Annotated in this window: 14 protein-coding genes; 8 read left to right on the forward strand and 6 right to left on the reverse strand. The window is 62.2% G+C overall.

Going from position 1 to position 17,017, the window contains the following annotated elements; genetic code table 11:
* Window positions 1-147: 147 nt before the first annotated feature.
* Window positions 148-1,827, reverse strand: coding sequence for a 2-isopropylmalate synthase (gene leuA / locus HGB41_RS22235; protein ID WP_212761066.1), 1,680 nt, complete (start codon window positions 1,825-1,827; stop codon window positions 148-150).
* Between the two features lie 898 nt (window positions 1,828-2,725).
* On the opposite strand from leuA, the gene infA reads away from it, so the two are divergent.
* From infA to HGB41_RS22250, 3 genes are all read left to right on the forward strand, one after another.
* On the forward strand, window positions 2,726-2,998 hold the full coding sequence (gene infA, locus HGB41_RS22240) for a translation initiation factor IF-1 (protein WP_171088499.1): 273 nt from the start codon (window positions 2,726-2,728) through the stop codon (window positions 2,996-2,998).
* A gap of 130 nt (window positions 2,999-3,128) precedes the next feature.
* The gene (locus HGB41_RS22245; RefSeq protein ID WP_171088500.1) at window positions 3,129-4,757 is read left to right on the forward strand and encodes an ATP-binding domain-containing protein; all 1,629 of its coding nucleotides are present in this window, start codon (window positions 3,129-3,131) and stop codon (window positions 4,755-4,757) included.
* A gap of 117 nt (window positions 4,758-4,874) precedes the next feature.
* Entirely contained in the window at window positions 4,875-5,960 is a 1,086-nt protein-coding gene (locus HGB41_RS22250) for an NHL repeat-containing protein (RefSeq protein WP_171088501.1), read from the forward strand.
* Window positions 5,961-6,069: 109 nt separating this feature from the next.
* Here the strand turns inward: HGB41_RS22250 and HGB41_RS22255 are convergent, their stop codons facing one another.
* On the reverse strand, window positions 6,070-6,570 hold the full coding sequence (locus tag HGB41_RS22255; protein WP_171088502.1) for an NMCC_0638 family (lipo)protein: 501 nt from the start codon (window positions 6,568-6,570) through the stop codon (window positions 6,070-6,072).
* A 121-nt stretch (window positions 6,571-6,691) separates the two neighbouring features.
* Here HGB41_RS22255 and HGB41_RS22260 point away from each other — a divergent pair, with 121 nt between their 5' ends.
* The 3 genes from HGB41_RS22260 (at window position 6,692) to HGB41_RS22265 (ending at window position 8,724) form a co-directional block, all read left to right on the forward strand.
* Complete coding sequence (locus HGB41_RS22260) at window positions 6,692-7,360, forward strand: flavin reductase family protein (protein WP_308788949.1); 669 nt, start codon at window positions 6,692-6,694, stop codon at window positions 7,358-7,360.
* 104 nt (window positions 7,361-7,464) lie between these two features.
* Entirely contained in the window at window positions 7,465-7,680 is a 216-nt protein-coding gene (locus tag HGB41_RS23665) for a helix-turn-helix domain-containing protein (protein ID WP_229423178.1), read from the forward strand.
* Window positions 7,681-7,710: 30 nt separating this feature from the next.
* On the forward strand, window positions 7,711-8,724 hold the full coding sequence (locus HGB41_RS22265; RefSeq protein WP_229423179.1) for an RNA-guided endonuclease InsQ/TnpB family protein: 1,014 nt from the start codon (window positions 7,711-7,713) through the stop codon (window positions 8,722-8,724).
* 222 nt (window positions 8,725-8,946) lie between these two features.
* On the opposite strand, the gene HGB41_RS22270 is transcribed toward HGB41_RS22265, so the two are convergent.
* Complete coding sequence (locus HGB41_RS22270) at window positions 8,947-9,708, reverse strand: HNH endonuclease (RefSeq protein ID WP_171088503.1); 762 nt, start codon at window positions 9,706-9,708, stop codon at window positions 8,947-8,949.
* A 168-nt stretch (window positions 9,709-9,876) separates the two neighbouring features.
* Here HGB41_RS22270 and HGB41_RS22275 point away from each other — a divergent pair, with 168 nt between their 5' ends.
* Both HGB41_RS22275 and HGB41_RS22280 read left to right on the forward strand, forming a co-directional pair.
* Entirely contained in the window at window positions 9,877-11,163 is a 1,287-nt protein-coding gene (locus HGB41_RS22275; RefSeq protein WP_171088504.1) for an MFS transporter, read from the forward strand.
* A 37-nt stretch (window positions 11,164-11,200) separates the two neighbouring features.
* Complete coding sequence (locus tag HGB41_RS22280) at window positions 11,201-11,530, forward strand: hypothetical protein (protein ID WP_171088505.1); 330 nt, start codon at window positions 11,201-11,203, stop codon at window positions 11,528-11,530.
* A gap of 27 nt (window positions 11,531-11,557) precedes the next feature.
* Here HGB41_RS22280 and HGB41_RS23795 read toward each other — a convergent pair whose 3' ends face one another.
* From HGB41_RS23795 to dnaN, 3 genes are all read right to left on the reverse strand, one after another.
* Window positions 11,558-12,979, reverse strand: coding sequence for a TonB C-terminal domain-containing protein (locus HGB41_RS23795; protein ID WP_171088506.1), 1,422 nt, complete (start codon window positions 12,977-12,979; stop codon window positions 11,558-11,560).
* 156 nt (window positions 12,980-13,135) lie between these two features.
* Window positions 13,136-15,637: a DNA topoisomerase (ATP-hydrolyzing) subunit B gene (gene gyrB / locus HGB41_RS22290; RefSeq protein ID WP_171088507.1), complete on the reverse strand. Its 2,502-nt coding sequence runs from the start codon at window positions 15,635-15,637 to the stop codon at window positions 13,136-13,138.
* A 246-nt stretch (window positions 15,638-15,883) separates the two neighbouring features.
* Complete coding sequence (gene dnaN / locus HGB41_RS22295) at window positions 15,884-16,990, reverse strand: DNA polymerase III subunit beta (protein ID WP_171088508.1); 1,107 nt, start codon at window positions 16,988-16,990, stop codon at window positions 15,884-15,886.
* Window positions 16,991-17,017 lie beyond the last annotated feature (27 nt).

Here is a 17,017-nt window from a genome sequence, read left to right on the forward strand (position 1 = left end):
GGCCTGCGTCAAAGCATCAATGCCCGAAAGTGTGCATCAGTTGCCCGGGCGGGACAATGAATTTTTCGCTCGGGCAATGCTTTTCTTCGCATCAAGGCTCAGGCACAACGCCGCTTGCCTACATCACTTGCCAACTTGGCACCAAGATCAGGCCGCGATGGCTTCCTCGCCCGCCGCCGTCATGCCCAAATGACGGTTCACCGCCGACAGCACCGCGCGGAACGAGGCCGTCAGGATATTGCTGTCGATGCCGACGCCGAACAGCGTTTGTCCATTGCCCACCCGCAGCTCGACATAGCAGGCGGCGCGCGCATCGGCGCCGCGGCCGATCGCGTGCTCGTGGTAATCCATCAGGCGGATGTCCAGGCCCAGCGCCTTCACGAAGGCGTCGATCGGGCCATTCCCCTCACCGCGGCAGGCCTGCGTCACGCCGTTGCGCGCCACGGTCAGGTCGATCTGCACGCCGTGCTGGCTGTCCTCGGTCATGCGGTGCGATACATAATTGAACGGCGATTCCTGCTCCAGGTATTCCTGCGAGAACAGCGCATGGATGCTCGACGCGGCGATCTCGCGGCCGGTTTCGTCGGCCATGCGCTGCACGGCGCGCGAGAACTCGATCTGCAGGCGGCGCGGCAGCTCCAGGCCGTATTCCTGCGCCAGCAAATAGGCCATGCCGCCCTTGCCGGACTGGCTGTTGACGCGGATGACGGCGTCGTAGCTGCGGCCCAGGTCGGCCGGGTCGATCGGCAAATACGGCACTTCCCAGATCCCGTCCTTGTCCTGCTTGGCGAAACCCTTCTTGATCGCGTCCTGGTGCGAGCCCGAGAATGCGGTAAAGACCAGGTCGCCCGCATACGGGTGGCGCGGGTGCACCGGCAGCTGGTTGCATTCCTCCACCAGCTGGCGCACGGCGTCGATGTCCGAGAAATCCAGGCCCGGGTCGATGCCCTGGGTATACAGGTTCATGGCCAGCGTCACCAGGTCGACGTTGCCGGTACGTTCGCCATTGCCGAACAGGCAGCCCTCGACGCGGTCGGCGCCCGCCATCACGGCCAGTTCGGCCGCCGCCACGGCCGTGCCGCGGTCGTTGTGCGGGTGCACGCTGATGACCAGCGACTCGCGCCCTTCCAGGTTGCGGCACATCCACTCGATCTGGTCGGCATACACGTTGGGCGTGCTCGCTTCCACGGTGGACGGCAGGTTGACGATCATCGGGTTCTGCGGCGTCGGCTGCCAGACGGCGCTGACGGCATCCACGATCTGCTTCGAGAAATCGAGTTCGGTGGTCGAGAAGGATTCCGGCGAATATTCCAGGCCCCACTGGGTCTGCGGGTGCTGCGCCACCAACTCCTTGATCAGCTGGGTGCCTTTGACGGCGATCTGCACGATCTCGTCGCGCTCCATGCCGAACACCACGCGGCGGAACACCGGCGCCACCGAGTTGTAGACGTGGACGATGGCGCGCTTGGCGCCCACCGCCGAGTCCACCGTGCGGCGGATCAGCTCATCGCGCGCCTGGGTCAGCACGATGATGGTCACGTCATCAGGAATATGCTTGTCTTCCACCAGCATGCGCACGAAGTCGAAATCGGCCTGCGAGGCGGACGGGAAGCCGACTTCGATCTCCTTGATGCCGACTTTCAGCAGCATCTGGAAGAAACGCAGCTTCTTCTCCGGGCTCATCGGCTCGATCAGCGCCTGGTTGCCGTCGCGCAAATCCGTGCTCATCCAGACCGGAGGGCGGGTGATGGCGCGGGACGGCCACTGGCGGTCGGTCAGCGGGACGGCAGGGAAGGGACGGTATTTGGCGGCGGGGTTCTTCAGCATGATCGTTGCTCCTTGCGGGTATTCTCTGGGCCCTGATGAGGGCGGAAGTGCGGCGGGAGGTTGCCGGGCGGGCCGCGAAACGCTAGGCCCGGCAACCGGTCGGTAGCTTTAGCAGCAGTCGGACGAACGCACGTGCGGCAGCTGCCAGGTTCAGGCTGGTGGCGGAGTACGATGGTGCTGGAGAAGGAATCTTGGACATCGGGTCGGACTTTCCTGGACTACATGCTGCTTGCTTGGCCGGCTTGTGGCCGGGACCTACGGCGTGGTTACGCGCGTAGTAGCAGGGCGGCCAGCGCTAGCGCGCCGGCGGCAGGTAGGGAAATCGACAGATGCAGTGGGCAGGACATGTGAATGAATGTAAGAGAGCAGGGAAGGGCGTGTCAAGCGAAAATTTGTGCGCTGCGGTAAACCACAACATGTGCTTACCCACTACACCGTAAGGTGGGCAAGTTCCTTGCCCACGCGTTCAAATCACGCTCGCAGGCCAGACGCCTTTTTCGATACGCGAAGGCCCGTTGAACGCGTGGGCAGAATCTGCCCACCCTACGGGTTAACTTGTCTCCAATCACCCGGAAATCTCCCAACGCCACAACCTCGATCAACTCCTCTTTCTGCACCGCACGATGTTTACTGGTATACTGTGCTTTCCCTGTCGATGAAGCAGCAGCGCTTCTCGGCACCAATCCGGTAACGTACCTGCACACTGCGCCACCGCACTGCGATACGCCACCGCCCAAGCCTCCGCTCCTTCTTCAGGATGCGCGCTTCCGTTTTCAGCCCTGGCTCCCCGGTCAGGCCAGCACCAATCGCCGCCTTCGTGACATGTCTGGCGGTGCGACCGAACTACAACGAACCCGCGCGCCGCCCGGGCCGTAACGCACGCTTTAGGAGAACCAGCATGGCAAAAGAAGAACTGATTGAAATGAACGGCCTCGTGTCCGAAATCCTGCCGGAAATGCGTTTCCGCGTCGACCTCGACAACGGCCACAAGCTGATCGCTTATACCTCGGGCCGCATGAAGAAGAACCACATCCGCATCCTGGCGGGTGACCGTGTCACGCTCGAGCTGTCGCCGTACGACCTGAACAAGGGCCGTATCGTGTTCCGCCACATCGAAACCCGCGGTCCTTCGACCGGCGGTGGCCAGCGCCCGGCACCACGCCGCCGCTGATCCAGCAGGCGCCGGTCCTGTCCTTTCCAGGACGGACCGGCGGATTGTCCTGGCCCCCGCGCCAATAGTGCGGTTGCGTAACATGAACAGCCTTACAATATGTTCATAAAACGACAACTCCGGACGATCCATGGCCCATATCCATCCTGCCGGCTGGCGCGAAATGTCCGTCACCGGTTCTGCCGCACGTGAGATCGAAACGCTCACCCTCCTCGACAAGCGGCTGTCGGATACACCCTACGAGATCTACCACGGCGTCCACTGGACCAATGTCGAGCACGGCTTTTCGGCCTATGGCGACATCGACTTCATCATCGTCGCCCCCAACGGCAGGGTCCTGCTCATCGAGCAGATCGCCGGCTTCCTGAACGAATCCCCGGACGGCCTGGTGAAAAACTACCAGGGCAAGCCGCGCAAGATCCGCCAGCAGATCCTGCACAGCATCGAAGGCTTCTCCAAGCGCTACCAGGGCCAGCTGTCGATCGACTACCTGCTGTACTGCCCCGACTACATCGTGCGCGACCCGCAGCAGGCCGGCATCGACCCGACCCACATCATCGACGCCACCAACAAGGGCAGGCTGGGCGCGGTCATCCGCGAAATCCTGCCCATCACAGCGCGCTCCGAAGACTTCGACAAGGTCACCCGCTACCTCGGCGACACCCTGAGCCTGCGCCCGGACCCGAGCTCGATGATCGGCTGCGCCACGCAGATGGTCACGCGCCTGTCGGGCGGCCTGGCCACCTGGGCGCGCCGGCTCGAATTCTCGCCCTTTCGCCTGCGCGTGATGGGCACCGCCGGCAGCGGCAAGACCCAGCTGGCGCTGGCCGAATACACCGCCGCGTTAGATGCCGGCCTGCGCCCGCTTTACGTCTGCTTCAACCGCCCGCTGGCCGACCACATCGGGCGCCTGGTGCCGAGCGGCGGGCGCGTCGCCAACTTCCACGAACTGTGCGACGCCTGGCTGCGCGCCCAGGGCAAGACGCCCGATTACGCCTCGCCCGACGTCTGGGCCGAGATCGAAGGCTCGCTGGTGGCGGCCGACCTGCCGGAAACCTGGCAATACGACGTCGTCATCATCGACGAAGGCCAGGATTTCTCGACCATGTGGCGCGACATCGTGTTGCGCATGCTGAAGGAAAACGGCCGTGCCATCTGGCTGGAGGACCCGGACCAGAACCTGTACGGCAAGGCTACGGTGCCGCTGCCGGGCTGGGTGGTGCTGCACTCGAACACCAACTACCGCAGCCCGCGCCAGATCGTGCAGATGCTCACCTCGATCGGCGCCGTCAGCCAGCCGGTGGAGGCGGGTAGCCCGTTCAAGGGCGCCGACATCGAGGAAATGACCTACCTAGAGGGCGATACCGAGGCCATGCTGGCCGCGACCCGGCGCGCCGTCACCACTTGCCTGGCCGCGGGCTTCGGCCGCCAGGACATCGCCATCTGCTCCTTCCGCGGCCGCGAAAAATCCGCCATCCTCAAGCTCGACAAACTGAGCGACGCCCACACCCTGCGCTCCTTCACCGGAGAATACGACCTGTTCGGCAACCCGGTATTCCGCGAAGGCGGCCTGCTGGCCGAATCGCTCTACCGTTTCAAAGGCCAGTCCGCGCCGGCGCTGATCTTCACCGAAATCGACTTCGAAGAGATGGACGAACTCACCCTGCGCAAGCTGTTTGTCGGCATGACCCGCGCGCGCCTGAAGCTGGTGCTGGTGATGAGCGAGCGGGCGTCGGTGCAGATGCTGGATCGGATGTAAGGCCTTGCCGGACAATCCGAGCGATGGCGCATTTTATGCGTGCCTCATGGTGAATCTAGGGCGCAGGCCGGTCGGCACGTGCTAGCATTTTGCTCATCTACTCCCCGGGACGAACTGATGAAAAAGCAAGACATGGCGAAGGCTGCGCGGATGCGCCTGAAGGTAGTGGGCGCGTCGGCATTGATCGTGCTGCTTGCGGCCTGCGGCGACCACCCCCCCAAGGATGACGGCGACGGCGAAGAACCGCCGCCGGTGCGCAGCACGGGCATCAGCATTGTCGCAGGCAACGCCACCGAGTCAGGCGCCAGGGACGCCACCGGTACTGCCGCGCGCTTCAATGCACCGCGCGGCATCGCCATGGACGGTGCCGGGAACCTGTACGTCGTCGACGGCGACAATGACACCATCCGCAAGATCACCCCAAGCGGCGCCGTCACCACGTTTGCGGGTTTCGCCGGCGGGGAAGAATATATCGATGGCGTCGGTGGCAGTGCGCGTTTCACCAATCCGTATGCGATCGCGATCGACAGGAGCGGCACCCTGTTCGTCACCGATGAATTGCGTATCCGCAGCATCGGCACCGGCGGACAGGTGAGCACTGTGACTACGATCCCGGTCGGCACGAACGTCCAAGGTCGCAGCATGGGCCTGGTTCGTCCGGGAGGTATTGCCGTCGACACGAAGGGTAGCCTATACGTGACCAACAGCTACGGTACGCGTCGTATCGCCAACGGCACGACGACCATGCTCGAAGGCTCGAACGTGGTGAATAACCTGACCAATACCCAACCCTTCTATCCGCGCGGCATTGCTGTCGACAGCAACGACAACGTTTATGTGGCGGACCTGCAGAAGACGGTCAGCAAGACCAACGGCTCGACAACCCTGACCCATCTGGCCGGTACGCCTGGGACAACCGGATCGCGCGATGGCACCGGTACGGCGGCCAGCTTCGAGCGCGTGGTCGCGATGACGGTCGACCCGCAAGGTAATGTCTACGCGGCAGATGAAATCAACAACGTGGTGCGCAAGATCACGCCGGCCGGTGTCGTGACGACCGTTGCCGGCACGCTGAAAGCGACAACGCTGACGACCGGCGCACTACCGGGCAGCCTGCCGCCTATCAACGGCATCACGACGGACGGCAAGGGCAACCTGTACGCCACCACCGGTAACGCCGTGATCAAGATCGCCGTGCCTTGATCTGCCGGCTATTCCGTTTACCGTAGGGTGGGCGGGTTCTCCCGCCCGCGCGTTCAACGAAAGAACGCGTCGAGTTCCGCTTGCAATCACCCCAGGCGGCGTGCGGACGTCAATGCCCAATCGCCGCCGTCGCCACCCCCTGCGCCACACTCGACTTGCTGGTCGTCGTCGTCAACGCAAACAAGGGCTTGCGCTCCGACTTCTCCGTACTCCACTCATACGCCACCGTCTGCTTGACCCCGTCCGGCCCAGGTTCCGAGGTATTGCGCTTGCGCTCGCTATGAAACGGCGCCGGCGCCTTCCCCACCACCTTCTCGAACATCTGCTGCGCAACCGTGGCCGGCACCGTCTTCGCATACAGCGCGCACAAATTCTTGTCGGCGTGGACCACCAGCACGAACTGCCCATGCTGGCTCGGCATGACCCAGGCGCCCCCCTTCGCGCCCTGCAGGAACATCGCCGCCTTCTCCGCGGGAAGCTGCGGCAAAGCCTTCAGCTGCTTGCGCAGGCCGTCGAAGTCGTGCAGGTACTTGAGGCAGTGCGTCGAATAGATCTCCATGAACGCGGCGGCCTGCTGCTCAGGCGCCGCGATGGCGGTTGAAGTTAGCAAGATGGTCCCTCCGAGTGTGATGGCGGCTTGGCGAAGAAGTCGCATGGATCGTGCTCCGGCTGGTTGCGGGGAGACCCTACTATAACAATGTAGTCATCAAAACCCGGTTTGCCGTAAGGAATTGAACACCGCATTGGAGAGTCCATGGCGTCTGCCTACAAGAAGGAAGCTGTCCCCGCTGGAGAAGATCCGCCGCTACCTCGAGCCGGGCCCGATCGTGCTGGTCAGTTCGGCTTGGCGCGGCCAGCGCAACATCATGACGATGGGCTGGCACACGGTGATGGAATTCTCGCCCTCGCTAGTGGGCTGCGTAATCGCATCGAGCAACCACAGCTTCGAACTGATCCGGCAAAGCCGCGAATGCGTCCTCAACCTACCGACGACGGCGCTGATCGATGCCGTGGTCGGCATCGGCACCACGACCGGCAGCGAGATCGACAAATTCGAGCACTTCGGCTTCACGCCGGAAGCGGTGAAGGGCGTCGGGGCGCCGGCCATCCGCGAATGCCATGCGCAGTTCGTCTGCCGGCTGCACGACGACAGCCTGGTGGACAAGTACAACTTCTTCATCTGGGAAGTGATCGCGGCGCGGGCAGCGAAGTCGCCGAAGCATCCGGAGACGCTGCATTACACCAGTGAAGGGGTGTTCATAGTGTCGGGGAGGTGGTTAGCCTGCGCTCGGCTGGTCTTCTGGCCAAAGAACCAGGTTGACTCCCGGCCATCGTGCCGTTGGCCAAATCAGCCACGCTGCATGCTGATTGGAGAACGCTCCCGGTTTTTTCCTGTCTGAGACTGTGGAGAGCTGAAAACCACTATCGTCAACCAGGATGAGGACGGCATGCCAGAACAGAAATCGGCCAGCGCGAGTGAGTGCCCGGGAATGCAGGAGCCGCCATGCACCTAGGGCAGAAGATCAGGCTCGTTCCCAATAAGGTGCACGCCACTTATTTCGCCAAGGCGGCAGGCACAGCGCGCTTCGCCTACAACTGGGGGCTGGCCCGATGGCAGGAGCTGTACCAGGCAAGCCTGGCCGACCCGGCACAGCTAAAGCCGAACGAGGCGGCCCTGCGCCGCCAGTTAAACGCCATCAAGCGCGAGCAGTTCCCGTAGATGTTGGAAGTCACGAAAAGCGCGCCACAGATGGCGATCATCCAATTAGGCCAAGCCTTCGAAAATTTTTTCGCACACCGCACTCGCTTTCCCGTGTTCAGGCGCAAGGGCGTCGACGACCGTTTTACCTTGACTAACGACCTGGTCTGCATCGAGGGCGAGCGCATCCGCATCCCGAAACTCGGCTGGGTGCGCATGCGCGAAGCGCTGCGCTTTACCGGCCGCATCGTCTCGGCCACTATATCCTGCGTTGCTGGCAACTGGTATGTCGGCATTACCGTCGATATACCCGACGCGACATCCCTGCCGTCTGCCGAAAATCAAGGCGCTGTGGGTGTGGACCTGGGTGTAAACACGCTGGCCACGTTGTCCAACGGTGAAGTATTCACGGGGCCGAAGGCGCTGTGCACCCAACTCAACAAGCTGCGCCGCCTCGATCGTTCCCTGTCGCGCAAAGTAAAAGGGTCGCGCAACCGTGCCAAGGCAAAGCTGAAACTAGCGAGACTGCACGCCCGTATCGCCAACCTCCGTCGGGAAAGCCTGCACCAGCTGACGACCAGTATCACGCGGCGCTTTCACACGATCGGTATCGAGAACCTGAATGTGAAAGGGATGCTAAGCAATCGGAGGCTAGCGCGCAGCCTCGCCGACATGAGTTTTCATGAACTGCGACGGCAGCTGGAATACAAGGCGGTGTGGCGCGGCGGATGTATCGTGGTGGCGGACCGCTGGTATCCGAGCAGCAAGCAATGCTCGTGTTGCGGCTACCGGCTGGAAGCACTCGACCTGGGCGTGCGCCGTTGGCGCTGCCCGGGCTGCAGCGCTTTGCATGACCGCGATATCAATGCGGCGATAAATTTGAAGAAGTTGGCGGTGAGTTCCACCGTGTCGGCCTGTGGAGGGGACGGCGCTGGCCCTACGCGCAAGCGCGGGGTGAAACTGGCCCCTGTGAAGCAGGAATCCAACAGCAGGACGCTTGTAGCAGGAATGGCTAGCTTTTGCGTAAGTTTGGAGGAACGGACTGGTGGGGACATGATGACGTGAACTTCCCGGACATGCGTCGAACGGGGTAGCGCTCAAGATGATGATCAGCAAGATCGTTGTGGAATGCAGCGGCACCGTTCTCGTGCAGTTCAGTTGAATCAGAAACTACTGCCATGTTGCGACACAGCAGGTATACATGGGCGGGGGGTGTTACGGGTAGCGAACTTGTTCGTAAGCGATCAATGCCGTTAAATGAGTACCTAGCAAGCTGGACCCTCGGTATTAGTCAACAACAGCCTCATTTGCTGATTCTGGCACCTCGACAAGCAGTCGCGGGTTTCGTTCGTAAAGCGCGAGCTTGAATTCATCGCGGTCGGCGGAGTAATGGCAACGGCGATGACAGTTGGGGCATAGCGCAACGGCATTTGTCGTTTTGTCCGAGCCATGGCTGGACAAGGGCATGACGTGGTGGACTTCGAGATACGGTAGGCCGTCCGTACCCTTGAATGGGGCACGGGTGCCACAGCCTTCGCAGTTGCCATTTGCCGCCTGCAGCACCCATGCTTTTACCGCAGGATCGCGAACAAAAGTCGTTGTGGTCGTCGTCACGGTGGCGGGCGTGGCCGAACCTTTCGGTATGGAACCGAGATGCCGTTGTCTGAGTTCTGAAACGCGCTTTGCTAGCGTATGAATGTCCGGTGTCGGAACATAGGCCTCCAGCGATTCGATCCCTTGCATGCTCAGCAAGGCAACCATTCTCTCTTTGATGTCCGGGCCAATGTTGAGGGCCGGGAGATAACCGGCGATGTACGGCATCTTCAATTCGTACAATGCGGCAGAGATATTCTGCATTCGGAACTCTACTGACCCTTTTGTCCTGGCAGACAGTGGTCCGGCACGCAGCGCGCGATTCATTGCAGCCTTGTTATAGGGCACGCCCTGAAGCTCCAAATGCAGCATTTGGAGGTAAGCCTTGATCGTTGCGGCTAGCTCGGCATCGCTCCAAGCACTGGAGTCGGTCGACGTTGGCGGAGATTCGGACATGGACTGTTTAGCGTTCGTATCCAAGCAGTCTAGTCTGCGTTCAATATCTTCTCAACAATATTTAGCGTTGCCTGATGTGCTCACCCATCCAACAGCACTCGCGGCGCGTGATCCGATACCAGCAGAATATCTTTCCCTCTATCAACGTTCATTTGATAGCATTCTGGAATGAACGCTATCCCTGCTTACGGAGCCACTCCTCCACGAATCCGCCGCCGCCAAACCCTAGCCCTCGTGCTCTTGGTCGTCACCGGCGTCATCAACTACCTGGACCGCGCCACCCTCGCCGTCGCCAACGAATATATCCGTGCAGACCTCGACCTCTCGCTCGGCCAGATGGGCCTGCTGCTGTCGGCATTTTCCTGGAGCTATGCGCTCTGCCAGCTGCCAGTAGGCGCGCTGGTCGACAAGATCGGGCCGCGCTGGCTGCTCGGCTTGGGCTTAGTAGTGTGGTCCCTAGCCCAGGCCGCAGGCGGCCTCGTCTCGACCTTCGGGTGGTTCGTCATCGCCCGCATCGTGCTCGGTATCGGCGAGGCGCCCCAGTTCCCTGCCGCGGCGCGGGTCGTGAGCAACTGGTTCCCAATCCGTGCGCGCGGCACACCGACGGGCATCTACAACTCGGCCTCCCCGCTGGGTGTCGCGCTTGCGCCGCTGCTGTTGGCGCCGTTGATCGCAGCAACCAGCTGGCATTGGGCGTTCTTCGTGACTGGTGCGATGGGCCTGGTAGCGGCAGTGATCTGGGTCGCCTTATACCGCGATCCGGTCCGCGACCAGCTGTCTGCGGATGAGATCGCCTACCTCGACGCGGGGCAGAAATCGGAGCCGGCACCCGAAACGACCTTCGCATCCTGGCGCGCGCTGTTCCGGCACCGCGCAACCTGGGGCATGCTGTTCGGCTTCTCCGGATCGGTCTACTTGAACTGGGTCTACCTCACTTGGTTGCCTGGCTATCTGCGGACCGAGCGTCAAATGGATATCGCTTACGCGGGAATCGCCGCCTCTATTCCCTTCGCGTGTGGCTTTGCCGGCGCCCTGATTGCAGGTTGGGCTTCCGATCGCGTTGCCAGGCTTTCCGCTTCGCCGCTTGCTGGTCGTCGCAGGGCAGTAGTCGCGTCGATGCTGGGCATGGTGGCCTTCACGATTCCGGCGGCGCTGGTCGAGAGCAATACTGTCGCCATTGCCTGCATCTCGATCGTCATCTTCCTCGCCAATGCCGCTTCGGCCTGTTCCTGGTCGCTGGTTACAGTGGTGGCGCCACGCAGCCGCATTGGGTCGCTCGGCGCGATCCAGAATTTCGGCGGCTTCATTGGCGGAGCGCTAGCGCCGATTCTGACCGGCTTCATCGCACAGAGCTGGTCCTTCGTGCCGGCCTTGTTGACCGGTGCCGGCATTGCCTTCCTGGGGGCGATGTCTTACCAATTTCTGGTCGTTCGGTCGATACCTGAACAGGACTGAGCGCCATCGTTGGTTATTAAAATCTTGGAGCCGTTCCATGAAAATGCAGGTAAGGCTGAAAGTAGTTGTCGTTGCATTGTGCTTCGGACTCGCTCCAGCAGTGGCGGCAGAAGCTCGCCTCCCCGCTGATGTAGCCAATTACGTGGAGCAGCGTGAAGGCTGTGACCACTTCCGGGGAGAGATCCCCGACCCGCCGGACCAGCAGCGAATGAAGGAATTCGAACGCGAGATCCGTAAGCTCTGTACAGGCACCGACAAGAAACTCGTCAAGTTAAAGCGCAAGTACGCCAAGAATCAAGCCGTGATGAAGCGCTTGAACGAGTTCGAGGAGGGTATCGAGTCGCCTCCAGCGAGCAGCAGCTGGTGAGGCGAGGTGGCTTCACAGCTTGCGTCCTCACTGCAGCCGAATCGCGGTATCGAACACCCAGGTACGGCGAATTTCAATCACGTCATACTGCCGCGCTAGCGCAGGCGGAAATGCGCCGTAAGGCGCTTGGCCGGCTACGACCTTGCGTATCGCTTCATCGATGGCCGCCACGCCGCTGGAAACCACGAAGGTCACCTTCTCCACGGAGCCATCGGCACGAATCGCCATCGTTACGATCGGTTGGGTGTGACGCTGTTTCGCCACGTCGCGCACCATGTCCAGGGTCATGTTCAATTCGATTTTCCGGCGCAGGTTTTCCGCGTAGAGCACCAGGTCGGCATTCGGGTCGCCACGTCCAAACAGCCAGCCCCGGCGCATACCGCTTGTCGTGGGCTGCGCCGCCTCCTGTTTGAGCTGGTTCGCAATCGCGCGCAAGCGCTCCTCGCGCTTGGCCTCCTGCTCGGCACGTTCCCGCTGCACCTGATCCTGCTTCACCGCCTCTTGCTTGGCCGCGTCCTGGCGCGCCTGCGCCAGTTTCGCGTCCTGCTCGGCACGTTCCTTCTGTGCCTGCTCCTGCCTTGCCTGTGCCTGCCGCGCCGCCTCCTGCCGCGCCTGCGCCTGCTTCGCTTCCTGCTCGGCGCGCTCACGCTGCGCCTGCTCCTGGCGTGCGCGTTCCTGCCGCGCGGCCTCCGCAAGGGCAAGCTCTTCTCGCGCAACGTCTTGCTTCGCCTGTTCCTGCCGCTGCCGTGCGAGCTCCTGGCGTTCGGCCTCGATGCGTACAGCCTCGTTCCTGGCTATCTGCTCGGCACGCACGGCATCCAGTCGTCGTTGTTCCTGACGCGCCGCTTCACGCTGCGCTTCTGCCGCCAGTTCCGCCTGCCGCAGCTGTTGCGCAGTCTGCTTTTCCTGCTCGAGCCGGGCCTGCGCCAGCGCCTGTTCCCGCGCTTCCTGTTCGATCTGCTTCGGCGCGACGCTATCCGGTTTGGCGGGCGCACGCACGGGTGGCGCGTCCGCTGCAATCGGCGGCTTCACATCAGGTGGAACGATTGCCGCAGCGGCAGGCGCCTGGACGACGGCAGGAATACTGGCAGGCGCCGGTGCGGGCGCTGGCAAGGGGGCAGGTTCGAAGGGAGGAGGTGAGAACGAAACGCCAGTGGCTTCGCTTTGCTTGATGACGGGAGGTGGAACGGCCCTGGGCAGGGGCGTACTTGCCGCTGCAGGCTTGGGAACATCGACAGGCGCCGTATCGGCCACGGCTGCCGGCGGCAAAGCAGCCGCTGTTGAAGCAGCGGGCCGCCCCGGCTCCAGCAGCACCTGCAAATCATTCGCCCCGAGGCGCCGTTCTTTCCAGGGAAACTGAAGGCCGGGCAGGCCGGCACCGTTGCGACCCAGGGTCATGCTCAGCAACAGCACGTGCGCCAGCAGGGAAAGCACCACCGCGGCGCTCATTCGCCTGGGGTCGGGCCGGGTGAAGAACGCAGCACTCACATTGACAACCCTTTGCCAGGCGCGGAGATCCCGCCGATCTTGACGCCGGCGGGCAAGCAGGAACGATCGAACCAGCTGGTAGAGCCGGTGCCGGGATGCCGGCGCCGGCTGCCATCGTCAGACGTCGATATTCCCCGCGCGCAGTGCATTGCTCTCGATGAAGTTCCTGCGCGGTTCAACCTCGTCACCCATCAGGGTAGTGAAGATCTGGTCCGCCGCAATCGCATCCTCGATCTGCACCCGCAGCAAACGGCGCACGGTCGGGTCCATCGTGGTTTCCCACAGCTGCTCCGGATTCATCTCGCCCAGCCCTTTGTAGCGCTGTTTCGACACGCCGCGCTCGGCTTCTTCACGCAGCCAGATCATCGCTTCGTGGAATTCGCGCACGGCGAATTCCTTCATCTTGTCGCCTTCGCCGCGGCGCATGATGGCGCCTTCGCCCATCAGGCCCTGGAAGGTGGCTGCCGCATTGGCCAGCACCGCGTAGTCGTTGCTCAGCACGAAGTCGGCGTCGATCGAGGTCACCTGCACGTTACCGTGGCGCATGCGCTCGATCCGCAGCGAGTGCTTGTCGTTCAATTCGTCCGAACGCACGACCACTTTCACGGCCGGATCGTTGATCGCCGCTTCCATGGCCTCGGCCGAGGCGCTTGAATTCTCCAGCGTGTCCATCTGCAGCGTCACGCCGCTCATGATGGCGGTCAGCGCCGCGCGGTCGATCACGCGGGTCAGGCGCATCATGATGGCGTTGGCCAGGTTGTACTGTTTTACCAGTTCGCCCAGGGCGTCGCCGGTGATCGGGTCGGCGCCTTCGCGCGGAATCAGCGAGGCGGCGTTCAGCGCCACCGTCATCATGTAGCTGGCTTCCTCGACGTCGTCCTTCAGGTAGCGCTCGTCGCGGCCGGCCTTCACCTTGTACAGCGGCGGCTGGGCAATGTAGATGTGGCCGCGTTCCACCAGCTGCGGCATCTGGCGGTAGAACAGCGTCAGCAGCAGGGTGCGGATGTGGGCGCCGTCGACGTCCGCATCGGTCATGATGATGATTCGGTGGTAGCGCAGCTTGTCGACGTTGAATTCGTCCGGGCCGATGCTGGTGCCGAGCGTGGCGATCAGGGTCGTGATCTGCTCCGACGACAGCATCTTCTCGAAGCGCGCCTTTTCCACGTTCAGCACCTTGCCGCGCAGCGGCAAAATCGCCTGGAATTTACGGTCGCGGCCCTGCTTGGCCGAGCCGCCTGCCGAGTCACCCTCGACGATGTACAGTTCGGCCAGCGCGGGGTCGCGTTCCTGGCAGTCGGCCAGCTTCGACGACAGGCCCAGGCCGTCCATGATGCCCTTGCGGCGGGTCAGGTCGCGCGCCTTGCGTGCCGCTTCGCGCGCACGCGCGGCTTCCACGATCTTGCCGCAGATGATCTTGGCGTCGTTCGGCTTCTCGGCCAGGAAGTCGGTCAGCGTCTTGGCGACGATTTCTTCCACCGGGCCGCGCACTTCCGAGGACACCAGTTTATCTTTGGTCTGCGACGAGAACTTCGGCTCCGGCACTTTGACGGACAGCACGCAGGTCAGGCCTTCGCGCATGTCGTCGCCCGAGATTTCCACTTTCGCCTTCTTGGCGAAATCGTGCTCGTCGATGTACTTGTTGATCACGCGGGTCATCGCCGCGCGCAGGCCGGTCAGGTGGGTGCCGCCGTCGCGCTGCGGGATGTTGTTCGTGAAGCACAGCACCTGCTCGTTGTAGGCGTCGTTCCACTGCATCGACACGTCCACCGAGATGTTCGTGTTCTGGTCCGACATGCGGTCGCCGGTAGCCTGGAACACGGTCGGGTGCAGCACGGTCTTGGTCTTGTTGATGTATTCCACGAAGCCGCGGGTGCCGCCCTCAAAAGCGAAGATTTCTTCCTTGCCGTTGCGGTGGTCGCTCAGGCGGATGTTCACGCCATTGTTCAGGAACGACAGTTCGCGGATGCGCTTGCTCAGGATCTCGTAGTGGAATTCGACGTGGGTGAAGATTTCCTCGTCGGCCCAGAAGTGCACTTCGGTGCCGCGCTTGTCGGTTTCGCCAATCACCTTCATCGGAGAGGTTTCAAAGCCGTCGACGACTTCGATCAGGCGGTCTTGCGGGACGCCGCGCACGAATTCCATCTGGTGCACTTTGCCTTTTTGACGAACGGTCACGCGCAGCAGCTTCGACAGCGCGTTCACGCACGACACGCCGACGCCGTGCAGGCCGCCCGACACCTTGTAGGAGTTCTGGTTGAACTTGCCGCCGGCGTGCAATTCCGTCAGGGCGATCTCGGTCGCCGAACGCTTCGGCTCGTGCTTGTCGTCCATCTTGACGCCAGTCGGGATGCCGCGGCCGTTGTCGGTGATCGAGATCGAGTTGTCGGCGTGGATCGTGACGTGGATTTCGGTGCAGTGGCCGGCGAGCGATTCGTCGATCGAGTTGTCCAGCACCTCGAACACCAGGTGGTGCAGGCCGGTGCCGTCCGAGGTGTCGCCAATGTACATGCCCGGCCGCTTGCGAACCGCTTCCAGGCCTTCCAGGATCTGGATCGAGGCGGCGCCGTATTCATCCGCTGGAGGAGCGGGGGACGTTTGTGCTTGGGTATTCTCGGACATGGACTGCTTTCTCTATATAACGGGTGATTCAGGCTGCCGTGATGTCGGGCTGCTGCGCTTGAACCTACGCTTGCTTCAACCCTGGCCCGCAACGCCTGAACCCGTCGTTCCGGCGCAGGCCGGAACCCAAGTTCGTTGATGATCTCGCAAACTTGGATCCCGGCCTTCGCCGGGATGACGGTGGTAGCTAATCGGGTACTACAGTACTAGGTACTAAAGACCCCGTGACGATCGCTGATCGACCAATCAAATCCGCATCGGCATGACGACATACTTGAAGTCGCCATTCTCGGGAATCGAAATCAGCGCCGACGAGTTCGAGTCGCCCAGGGCGATGTTGATCTGGTCGCACTTCAGGTTGTTCAGCACGTCGAGCAGGTAGGTCACGTTGAAGCCGATGTCGATCGAGTCGCCGCCGTAGTCGATTTCGATTTCTTCGACCGCTTCTTCCTGGTCGGCATTGGTCGAGCTGATCTTCATGACGCCCGGCTCAATGATGCAGCGCACGCCCTTGAACTTGTCGCTGGTCATGATCGCGGCGCGCTGCAGCGAACGCAGCAGTTCGTCGCGGCTCATCGTGAACTCGTTCTTGTAGCCCTTCGGGATCACGCGGGTGTAGTCAGGGAACTTGCCCTCCACCAGCTTCGAGACCAGCTCGATGTCGGCGAAGGTGAGCTTTACCTGCGAGGCGGCGATGTCCAGGCGGACGGTTTCGTCGCTTTCTTCCAGCAGGCGCTGCAGCTCGATGATGGTCTTGCGCGGGATGATCACTTCCTGGCGCTCGAAGCTCTGCTCGGTGGCTACCTGACAGAAGGCCAGGCGGTGGCCGTCGGTGGCCACGGCGATGATGTTCTGGCCGTCCAGCACCAGCAGCAGGCCGTTCAGGTAGTAGCGGATGTCCTGCTGGGCCATCGAGAAGTGCACCATGTTGAACAGGTGCTTCAGCGTCTTCTGCGGCAGGGTGACCGAGGCGTTGTAGCTGTCGGCGACCGACACGGTCGGGAATTCTTCCGCGGCCAGGGTTTGCAGTGCGAAGCGCGACTTGCCGCTTTGCACAGCCAGGCGCTTGTTCTGCAGCGTCATCGTGACGTCGCCCGATTCCGGCAGCGCGCGCAGGATGTCCAGCAGCTTGCGCGCGGCCACCGTGGTGCCGGTCACGTCATCGCCCGAGCCGATGTTGGCCAGCGTGGTGATCTGCACTTCGGTATCGGTGGAGAGGAACGAGACGCTCTCGCCGTCCTTGCGAATGAGGATATTGGCCAGAATCGGCATAGTGTGCCGACGCTCGACAATACCGCTCACGATCTGCAGTGGCCGGAGAAGCGTGTCTCGGGTGGTTTTGACCAGTTGCATAGATATCCTCAGTTTGATTGATCAGGT

Source organism: Telluria aromaticivorans (assembly GCF_013003915.1).
Taxonomy (GTDB): domain Bacteria; phylum Pseudomonadota; class Gammaproteobacteria; order Burkholderiales; family Burkholderiaceae_D; genus Telluria; species Telluria aromaticivorans.